Annotated in this window: 10 protein-coding genes; 3 read left to right on the forward strand and 7 right to left on the reverse strand. The window is 67.2% G+C overall.

What is annotated here, in order from left to right:
- From I71_RS31870 to I71_RS31900, 7 genes are all read right to left on the reverse strand, one after another.
- Nucleotides 1–1650 (reverse strand): FAD-binding protein (locus I71_RS31870; RefSeq protein WP_049976441.1); only part of this gene is annotated, 1650 nt, incomplete at its 3' end.
- A gap of 224 nt (nucleotides 1651–1874) precedes the next feature.
- Nucleotides 1875–2087 carry a hypothetical protein gene (locus I71_RS31875; protein ID WP_042703781.1) on the reverse strand — a complete coding sequence of 71 codons (213 nt, stop codon included), beginning with the start codon at nucleotides 2085–2087 and terminating at the stop codon, nucleotides 1875–1877.
- 38 nt (nucleotides 2088–2125) lie between these two features.
- Nucleotides 2126–2986, reverse strand: coding sequence for a TauD/TfdA family dioxygenase (locus I71_RS31880; protein WP_042703783.1), 861 nt, complete (start codon nucleotides 2984–2986; stop codon nucleotides 2126–2128).
- Between the two features lie 9 nt (nucleotides 2987–2995).
- Nucleotides 2996–4030, reverse strand: coding sequence for an ABC transporter substrate-binding protein (locus tag I71_RS31885; RefSeq protein WP_042703785.1), 1035 nt, complete (start codon nucleotides 4028–4030; stop codon nucleotides 2996–2998).
- A gap of 70 nt (nucleotides 4031–4100) precedes the next feature.
- Nucleotides 4101–4733, reverse strand: a complete 633-nt coding sequence (locus I71_RS31890) for a malonic semialdehyde reductase (protein WP_083897491.1) — start codon at nucleotides 4731–4733, stop codon at nucleotides 4101–4103.
- Between the two features lie 26 nt (nucleotides 4734–4759).
- Nucleotides 4760–6094 (reverse strand): phenylacetate--CoA ligase family protein, encoded by a 1335-nt coding sequence (locus tag I71_RS31895; protein WP_042703787.1) that lies wholly within the window; start codon nucleotides 6092–6094, stop codon nucleotides 4760–4762.
- Nucleotides 6095–6136: 42 nt separating this feature from the next.
- Complete coding sequence (locus tag I71_RS31900; protein WP_211098462.1) at nucleotides 6137–6367, reverse strand: hypothetical protein; 231 nt, start codon at nucleotides 6365–6367, stop codon at nucleotides 6137–6139.
- Nucleotides 6368–6572: 205 nt separating this feature from the next.
- Here I71_RS31900 and I71_RS39030 point away from each other — a divergent pair, with 205 nt between their 5' ends.
- The 3 genes from I71_RS39030 (at nucleotide 6573) to I71_RS31915 (ending at nucleotide 8843) form a co-directional block, all read left to right on the forward strand.
- The gene (locus tag I71_RS39030; RefSeq protein WP_042703791.1) at nucleotides 6573–6758 is read left to right on the forward strand and encodes a hypothetical protein; all 186 of its coding nucleotides are present in this window, start codon (nucleotides 6573–6575) and stop codon (nucleotides 6756–6758) included.
- A gap of 86 nt (nucleotides 6759–6844) precedes the next feature.
- Nucleotides 6845–7612, forward strand: a complete 768-nt coding sequence (locus tag I71_RS31910; RefSeq protein WP_042703793.1) for a glucose 1-dehydrogenase — start codon at nucleotides 6845–6847, stop codon at nucleotides 7610–7612.
- A 34-nt stretch (nucleotides 7613–7646) separates the two neighbouring features.
- Nucleotides 7647–8843, forward strand: coding sequence for an acyl-CoA dehydrogenase family protein (locus I71_RS31915; protein WP_042703795.1), 1197 nt, complete (start codon nucleotides 7647–7649; stop codon nucleotides 8841–8843).
- The last annotated feature ends 462 nt before the right edge of the window (nucleotides 8844–9305 follow it).

Consider the following 9305-nt stretch of genomic DNA (forward strand, 5'->3'; position numbering starts at 1 on the left):
GGCACCTGCCTGGGTGGCGATGGGATTGTCGAGAGGCTGGGGGGCCGGGCCCTCGAAGCGGGACCACAGCCGGTCCAGCCCGCCGACGGTCAGGCACCGGGCCAGAGCCGGGTGGCTGGCCGGGGCATCGACGCGCAGATGCATGCCGCGGCTTTCCGGCCGGACGAGCGCGGCGCGGGTGCACCAGCGGGCGACGGCGGTCAGGGCGGCGCTCTCGCGCGCCTGCACCGTTTCCCCCGCCGTGGCTGCCCCTTCGCCGTCCAGATGGTCGCGCAGGTCGCTCCACACCCCGTCCAGTCGCGACAGCGAGCGGGCCAGCGCCGGACCGCGGCGGAAGATGGTCTTGTCGTAGGGCAACATCTCGGCCTGGACGGCGGCGGTGATGGCGCGCGGATCGACCGCCGCGGCATGGCGTGCCGGGCGCAAACCGGCCTGTCCCAGCGGACGGGCGGGAGTGTCGGTGAGCCGGCCCTGGCGGGCTGCCCGCGCCGCGGCGGCGCGTCCGGCGATCACGCCCGACGACAGCGCCCAGGCGGCCAGGATGGCGCCGCCGCCCGACACCGCCCCCGCCACCGGCTCGCGCGTCGCGGCATCGCCGACGACGAACAGCCCGTCGGCGGCGGTGCCGCAGTCGTCATCCGCCAGCCGGATGCCGCCGGACCCGCGGATGGTGCCCTCCGGCCGCAGCAGGACGGGAAAGCGCCGGGTGAAGGGATCGAGGCCGCCACCACTGCGGTCGAAGGGCAGCATCATGTTGGGCTGCACCCGGCGCAGCCGCTCGCGGATGTCAGCCGGCATGCGGTGCAGGCTGCACAGCACCGGGCCTTCCAGCATGGCGCGGGCCAGCGTCCGCGTGGTGTCGCCGGGCGGCACGGCGATCTCCCGCCCCTCCGCGTCGTAATAGGTGGCAAAGGCGAAGGACATCGATCGGGTCATGGTCGAGTGGGCCGGCGCCACCGTGTGGTAGGTGGAGAACTCCATGCCGGAGAAATCCACCCCGGCCTCCGCCGCCATCAGATGGCCGTCGCCGGTGTTGGTATGGCTGCCGAGAAGCCGCGATTTGAAGGCGCAGCCGCCGGTCGCCAGGATCACCGCCCCGGCGCGCACGGTCCAGGCTTCGCCCCGCTGGCGGCGCAGGCCGCGCGCGCCGACGATGCTGCCGCCGGACTCGGCCAGCAGTTCCAGCGCCGGACTCTGGTCGAGGATGCGGACGCCGAGCCTGTGGATCTTGCGGCGCATCGCCCGCAGATATTCCGGCCCGCGCAGGCCGCGGTATTGCACCGTTCCGGTCTCGTCGGTGGAGAAGTCGTAGACATCGGCGATGGTCGGCAGGGTGGTCCAGGTGATGTCGAGGATCCGCTCCATCCAGGCCGGGTCGGCGATGCCGCCGGCAATCGCCATGCGCTGGCGGATCGCCTCGGCCCGTGCGTCGGCATCGGGGGGCACCCACCAGTGGCCGGGACCGGAGGTGGCGGCGACCCCGCTTGCGCCGCAATAGCCCTTGTCGGCCAGAACCACCCTGGCACCGGCCTGCGCAGCTGCCAGCGCCGCCCAGGTTCCCGACAGGCCGCCGCCGATCACCAGGACATCGGCGGCGATGGCCGGCAATTCGACGTTCGGTGCAGTGGTCGATCCCAGGCTGTTCGCCATTTCTGTGAAACTCCACCGGCTTGATGTATCTGTATGTTGGTTCCTACAATATCGCAGTAGTACTTCGTCAATTTTGGAATACTCATGATTCTATTGAGTTTTCCAAACGAGTTGGGCGCCGTCAGCCTCCGCCCGGCTAAGCAGAAACACTGGGAAGTGTGATAAGATCATCGGATTCCATTTTTAAAACAGGGAAAAGGGATGTTTAAGCTCTCTTCCCATTCCTATGGTGAATATGCAGTACTGCACATCTCTGCGATCACCCCGTCCACCGGCCATCTGTGCGCCATTTGGTCGGTCCAACCGGGCAGGGCGGTAGTGACGGGCAGCACCGGGATTACGCCGTCGTGCAGCCGTTTGATGGCGTCATAGCCGCGGGCGGACAGGTTGCCCCGTTGGATCAGCATGTCGTCCAGGTCGATCAGGACGAAGCGCACGCGGGTCAGTGGCGCTGCCGGTCCTGCGGCCGATTGGGCTACCGGCTGTCCGGCACGGCGATCTGGGTCCGGTGCATGCGGCGGCGCTGGTCGTCGGGGAAGGGGTCGCGACGGTGCATGGTCCAGCGGTTGTCCCACATCACCAGATCGCCGACCCGCCAGCGGTGGTGCCAGGCGAGATCCGGACGCACCGCCGCCGCCCAGATCTCGTCCAGCAGGGCGTCGCTCTCCACCACGGAAAGGCCGGGGATGTAGGCGTTGGGCCGGCGGCCCAGCAGCAGGGCCCTGGCGCCGGTGGCGCGGTGGGTGATGACCAGCGGATGCACCGTGCCGGGCGATGTGGCGACGTCGGTTGGCGGGGTGAAGCCCTGGCGCAGGTAGCCGCCGCTGTTGGTGGTGCTGTCATGCTTGACCGACAGCCCCTCCACCCGTCGCTTCAGCGCCTCCGGCAGTGCGTCGTAGGCGGCGAACATGCTGAGGAAGCCGGTGTCGCCGCCTTCCGCCGGCACCTCCAGCGCATAGAGGCTGCTGGCATAAGGCGGCGTCTCCAGATAGGTCATGTCGGCGTGCCACACGGATTCCCCCGCCCCCAGCGCGCCGATGGGGCGGCCATTCTCCGTGATGTTGGAAATGACATAGACCTCCTCATGACCCGGCGCATGCAGCCGGCCGTTCTCGGTGATCGGTGCCTTGTCGAGCGGGCCGAAATGGCTGGAAACCCGAACGAGGTCCGCGTCGGTCAGCGTCTGGTTGCGAAAGACCAGGACCAGATGGCGGTCCAGCGCGTCGGCCAGGGCGGATGCCGTGGCCGGGCCGAACGGTCGTGACAGGTCGAGGCCACGGATTTCGGCGCCGAGCGTGGGCGAGACCGGGTGGATGGTGACGTCTGTATCTGGCATGTCGGGTCCTCAGCTGCCGGCGCGGTCGTAGATGTTGGCGAAGAACAGGTCGCGCCAATCGGTCGGCCGATTGCGGATGGAGCCGATGCGCGCCATGAAATCGGTGAAGGTGCCGATGCGACGCGGGGCGAGATCGTAGGAGATCTCCGGATGCGTGATCATCGCCGCCACCTCCTCCACGCCCAGCCTGGAATTCTCGATGCGGATGTAGGCGCGGGCGGCCTCCTGCGGGTCCGCCTTTATCTGCGCCACCGCCTCCTCCAGCGCCGCCAGCACCGCCTTGATCAGCCTCGGGTTGGTGTCGTGGAAGGCGGTGGACGTCCACAGCGCACTGAAGGAGGCCGGGCCGCCCAGCACGTCATAACTGCTCAGCACCTTGTGGATCTTCGGATCGCGCAGTTGCTGGTCCTGGAAGGGTGGGCTGGTGAAATGCGCCGTGATTTCCGTCTTGCCGGACAGCAGCGCGGCGGTGCCGTCCGGATGGGCCAGCGAGACGGTCTGGGCATCCAGCTTCGCGTGTTGTCCGGTGCCGAAGGCCTGCTCCGCCGCGATCTGCAGCACGATGGCCTGGTAGGAGGCGCGGACCGATGGAACGACGATGCGGTCCTTTTCGGTGAAGTCCTTCAGGCTCTTCACCTCGGGGCGGTTGGTGTTGAGATAGGCCGGCTGGGCGTTCAGCGCCGCCAGTCCCCGCAGGTTGGCGTTCCCTTTGGTCTTGTCCCAGGCGATGATGAAGGCCGGCACCCCGGCGGCACCGAAATCGGCATTGCCGGAGAGGGTGGCCTCGGTGATCGTCGTCGGGTTGCCGAGCGGGATGTAGCTGGCCTTGACCTCCCCCAGCCCGGCGGCGCGGGCCTGCTTTTCCACCAGGCCCTTGTCCTGCATGACATAGAGCGGCAGATAGCCGAGGCCGAGATTGCGGGCGAAGCGGACCTCCGTCGCCTCCGCCCGTGCCGCTTCCGGCATCAGGCCGGCGATCCCGGCGGCGAGGAGCAGCGCCGTGCCCAGCAGGGACCGGCGCAGGAGGGAATGGGAACTGGTCATGGCGGGTCTCACCGGGGGCAGCGGATGACGGGGAATTTGCGGGCGCCGTCGGCCCTGGCATCCGGCGGGGTCAAAGGATGACCACCGCCTTCGACAGGTCCAGCCGCGGCGCGCGCGGGCGTGACGGCGGTCCGTCGGCATGGCCCAGGGCCACCAGCAGGTTCGTGCTCAGGCGGCCGTCGGCAAAGAACTCCGCATCGACCGCTGCGGCATCGAATCCCGACATTGGTCCGGCATCCAGCCCAAGCAGCCGGGCGGCCAGGATCAGGTAGCCGGCCTGCAGCGACCCGTTGCGGAACGCGGTGGTTTCGGCCAGCGACGGTTCGTCGACGAACATCGGCGAGGGGTCGTAATGCGGGCTGAGCAGTGGCAGATGTTCGAAGAAGCGGCGGTCATAGGCGACGATGGCGATGGCGCCGGCCGTCAGCTTGGGCTGGTTGCCACGGCTCAGCGCCGGGCGCAGCCGCTCCTTCGCCTCCGGTGTCGTCAGGAAGACGAAGCGCGCCGGGCTGCCGTTGAAGGCGGTCGGTGCCAGCCGGACCAGTTCGTAGAGGTGGTGCAAAGTCTCCACCGGGACCGGCCGGTCGGACCAGGACTGCGGCGTACGCGCACTGAGGAACAGGCGGTCGGCGGCCAAAGCGATGTGTTCGGGCGCGATGTCGTCGCGCAGCCGTTCGGTGACGGGAAAAGTGGTGTCCGGCATGGGGCAGGCTCCGTCTGGGGATTGGTTCACGACCACACATGCTGGCGGCGGTCGTCGATTCGTTTGGCCTTGTGGACGGCGCGGGGCAGAGTGCCGGGGGCGAGCAGGGCGACCTCTGCCCCGACGCCGGTGGCGGCCTTCAATTGGCGGCGCAGCCGGCCCCGCAGCTCTTCCAGATCGCCATTGAATCCTTGGGTGTGTTCCGCCTCGACCGTCAGGCGGTCCAACCGCTCGACCCGGTCCAGCACCAGCCGGTATTCGCCGGTCAGCGCCGGATCCTGGCGCACCACCGCCTCCACGTCGCCGGGGAACAGGTTGACGCCCTTGACGATCAGCATGTCGTCGAGCCGCCCATGCACGCCCTTCAGCCGCAGCGAGGTGCGGCCGCAACGGCATAGCTCCGTCGTCACCGACACGATGTCGCCGGTGCGGAAGCGGATGATCGGGCGGGCGCGCTTGCGCAGGGTGGTCAGCACCAGCTCGCCGCGCTCTCCCTCCTCCACCGGTTCGAGGGTTTCGGGGTCGAGAACCTCGACCAGGATATGGTCCTCGGCCCAGTGCAGCCCGTCCTTCTCCACGCACATGCCGGCGCAGGAGCCGAAGATGTCCGACAAACCGTAATAGTCGTAGACCTCCGCTCCCCACAGCGCCTCGATCCGTTCGCGCGTCTCCGGGATGGAGCCGCCGGGCTCGCCCGCCACGAACAGGCGGCGGACGGCAAGGTCGCGGGCCGGGTCGATGCCCTCGTGCTGGGCGGTTTCGCCCAGATGCCAGGCATAGGATGGCGTCGTCCACAGCGCTGTCGCCTTGAACTGGTTCAGTACCGCCAGCAGCCGTTCCGACGGCAGGGTTCCGGCATGGATGCTGAGTGCTCCCAGCTTCTGTGCGCCCAGCACGCAGGGACCGCCGACGAACAGCGAGAAGTTCAGCGCATGCGCGTAGCGGTCGGTCGGGCGCAGGCCGCTCGACCAGAACTGCCGCGCTTCATAGTCGATCCACTCCTCGAAATCCTTGGCGGTGAAGGGGGAGGCGGTCGGCACCCCGGTCGAGCCGCTGGAGGCTGAAATGTAGACGATCTCCCGTTCCGGTACGGCGACCAGATCCCCGAAGGGCGGCACCGCCACCTGGCGGTCGCGGATGGTCGCCTTGGTCAGGAAGGGGAAGCGCCGCAGGTCGTCCAGGGTGCGCAGGTCCCCCGGCGTTACCCCCTGCGCGTCGAAGGCGGCGCGGTAGTAGGGCGAGCCTTCGTAAGCGTGCTGGAGATGGTCCTTCAGCAGGTCCAACTGCAACTGCCGCCAGTCGGCGCGGCTCTGGGTTTCCAGGCCGGGGTGCCAGTATGCGTCATGGTCCTGAACCGCCACTTTTTCTTATCCTTCGAGAGTTGGAGGCGACTGCCGGCCGGATCAGGCCAGCGCCGCCAACGATGCCAGGAGAATGGCCGAGGCAATGCCGAGACCGAGGGGAAGCAGGCCGATGTCCCCGCCGCCGTCCCCATTGCTGGCGTCCCCGTTGCCATTGTCCGGGACGCCAGGATCGTTCACGTCGGCAGTCGTGCCATCGGACGGCACAAGCGTCAGCATGAGCGCGCCGGAGGGACAGAGCGACGCCATCACCATCCGGTCGAAATCATCCAAATTCCGCATGGCAGGTCTCCGTGTCAGGTGGTGGGGTCAGGTGGTGGGGCCATGACGTTTCCGAACGGCTGCAGCAATATCACATATTGATGTTGTTTAAATTATGAATTGCCTATAGGAAAATAGGAAAATGGCGCGAGGTCAAGTGCCAGCTTGATATCGGGCGATGTTTTTGTCGGAGCCAACCACGGGCAGGAGAGCGCCCATGCTCCAGGTCCGCAACGCCAGCGTCCGCTTTTCCGACCGCGACGGCCGGGTGGTCCATGCGCTGGACAGCGACGCCGTTGAACGCCATCGCCGGCTTCCAAACCCTCGCAGGCTTCTCATGCCGTTCGCCGCATTGTTGGCGGCGCTGATCATTCTTGCGCAGGATCGGTGCCAAGGGATATAAATCGAGCGCTCGCTCGATTTTATAGGAGTGCCGGTCGGGACGGTGTCCCGTCTCCGCGCCAAACGATCCCAACCATGGGAGGAAGCATGAGCGTCACCATCGACCTGATTGGCAGGACGGCGCTGGTCACCGGCGCGTCGAGCGGTCTCGGCCGGCATTTTGCTGGCGTGCTGGCGAGGGCGGGCGCCCGTGTCGTCCTGGCCGCGCGGCGGACCGATGCGCTGGCCGAAACCCGCACCATCATCGAGGCGACCGGCGGCAGCGCCGTGGTCGTCGCCATGGATGTCACCGCTCCCGCCTCCGTCGCCACGGCGGTGGGCGAGGCGTGGGGGGCGCTTGGGCGCATCGACATCCTCGTCAACAATGCCGGCGTCACCGCCACACGCTCCTTCCTCGACATGGGTGAGGAGGAGTGGGACCGGGTGGTCGACACCAACCTGACCGGCTGCGCCAGGGTGGCGCGCGCGGTGGCACGGCGCATGCGCGACGACGGGAAGGGCGGGGCCATCGTCAACATCGCCTCCATCCTTGGGCTGCGGGTGGCGGGACAGCTCTCGTCCTATGCTTCCGCCAAGGGCGGGCTGGTGCATCTGACCAAGGCGATGGCTCTGGAACTGGCCCGTTACGACATCCGCGTCAACGCGCTCTGCCCCGGCTATGTCGCGACCGAGTTGAACGCGGACTTCTTCGCCGGCGAGGCCGGCAAGGCGCTGGTCAAGCGCATTCCACAGCGTCGGCTCGGCCGGCTGGCCGATCTGGACGGCCCGCTGCTTCTGCTGGCGTCGGATGCCGGCGCCTACATGACAGGGGCGGTGCTGGCCGTCGATGGCGGTCATCTGGTCTCCTCGCTGTAACGATCCCGCATTAATACTATCGAGGAGCGTTTCCATGGACTTCACCCTTCCTGCCGAACTGGAAGACTATCGCCGCCGGGTCCGCGCCTTCGTCGAGGACGAGATCCTGCCGGTCGAGGCCGACCGCGCCAATTGGGACGAGCACGAGAACATCGCGGAAGCGCCGCTGGAAGCCTTGCGCGCCAAGGCGAAGGCGGCCGGCCTGTGGACCCTGCAACTGCCGAAGGAAGCCGGTGGTCAGGGCCTGCCGATGGTCGGCGTCGCCGCCTGCTACGAGGAGATGAACCGCTCGATCTTCGGTCCGGTCTGCTTCAACGCCGCCGCCCCGGACGACGGCAACATGCGGTTGCTGAGCATGGTCGGCACCCCGGCACAGAAGGATCGCTGGCTCGTCCCCATCGTCGAGGGGCGGGTGCGCAGCGCCTTCGCCATGACCGAACCGCATCCCCGCGGCGTTTCCGACCCGTCGATGATGAAGACGAGGGCCGAGCGCAGGGGCGACCGCTGGGTGATCACCGGGCGCAAATGGTTCATCACCGGGGCCCGCGTCGCGCAGCATTTCATCCTGATGGCGCGCACATCGGAAGACCCGCGCAAGGGACTGACCGCCTTCCTGTTCGACAGGGACCAGCCCGGCTGGCGCATCGAGCGCCGCATCCCGATCATGGGGCCGGAGGAGCATGGCGGCCATTGCGAGCTGGTCTTCGACGGTTTGGAGATCGCGGACGAGAATGTGCTGATGACGGTCGGCGACGGGCTGAAGGCGACGCAGATCCGGCTGGGACCGGCGCGGCTGACCCATTGCATGCGCTGGACCGGCCTCGCCAAGCGCTGCCTGGAGATCGCCGGAGCCTATGTCAAGGAGCGTGAGAGCTTCGGCACCCCGCTGGCCGAGCATGAAGGGGTGCAATGGATGCTGGGCGAAGCGGCGATGCAGATCGAGATCGGCCGGCTGCTGACCATGAAGGCGGCGCACGCGCTGGACAACGGCAGTTTCGCCCGCAAGGAGGTGTCGATGGCCAAGGTCCAGGTCGCCGACACGCTGTTCAAGGCGGCGGACACGGCGATCCAGCTGTGCGGCGCTCGTGGCTATTCCAAGGACACGGTGTTGGAATGGATCTACCGCTACGCCCGGCAGGCCAAGCTGGTCGACGGCGCGTCGGAGGTCCACAAGATGGTGCTGAGCCGCAGCTATCTTGCCGAAGGTGACGATTTCTGGGGCTGGCGGTGAGCGGTGGCGGGAAGGCCGGTCTCGAAAGCTGGCTGCATGCTTTGGGCGAGCATGGCGGCCTTGCGACCCTGCTGCCATACATCTTCTGTTGGATGACGCCGCCCCTACCGCTGGTAATCTGAACGGCTTACCCTGGATATCTTCCTGATTGGTTGTGTCGACAACTCGCGTGGGGTAAGCTCATGCCCGCTCTGGTACACGTTGATTGCCGTGCCTTCGATTGGTTGTTGCCGCGAAAAATGTGTGGAATCTCCTGATTTTTACGAACGGACAAAAACTGGGAGATCGGAGAATGGTCTCGGCAGGCCGCTACCCGAAGCCACAATCGCGTCCCTTGAAGGTTTACGCCTTCGATCCAACCAGTGGGCGCGGGCCGATGAACCATGTCGTGCTCAAAGTTCCCTACGAGAATTTGGATGTCGGACCCGTCGGTCGGAAAATCGCGGTAATCGATTACGATGC

It is taken from the genome of Azospirillum sp. B506 (assembly GCF_000333595.1).
In the GTDB taxonomy this organism is placed as follows: domain Bacteria; phylum Pseudomonadota; class Alphaproteobacteria; order Azospirillales; family Azospirillaceae; genus Azospirillum.

What these genes read in the sequence shown, in the direction of transcription:
- I71_RS31890 (WP_083897491.1), bottom strand. Translation starts at nt 4,733, where the DNA reads ATGCCGGACACCACTTTTCCCGTCACCGAACGGCTGCGCGACGACATC.
- I71_RS31910 (WP_042703793.1), top strand. Translation starts at nt 6,845, where the DNA reads ATGAGCGTCACCATCGACCTGATTGGCAGGACGGCGCTGGTCACCGGC.
- I71_RS31880 (WP_042703783.1), bottom strand. Translation starts at nt 2,986, where the DNA reads ATGCCAGATACAGACGTCACCATCCACCCGGTCTCGCCCACGCTCGGC.
- I71_RS31915 (WP_042703795.1), top strand. Translation starts at nt 7,647, where the DNA reads ATGGACTTCACCCTTCCTGCCGAACTGGAAGACTATCGCCGCCGGGTC.
- I71_RS31885 (WP_042703785.1), bottom strand. Translation starts at nt 4,030, where the DNA reads ATGACCAGTTCCCATTCCCTCCTGCGCCGGTCCCTGCTGGGCACGGCG.
- I71_RS39030 (WP_042703791.1), top strand. Translation starts at nt 6,573, where the DNA reads ATGCTCCAGGTCCGCAACGCCAGCGTCCGCTTTTCCGACCGCGACGGC.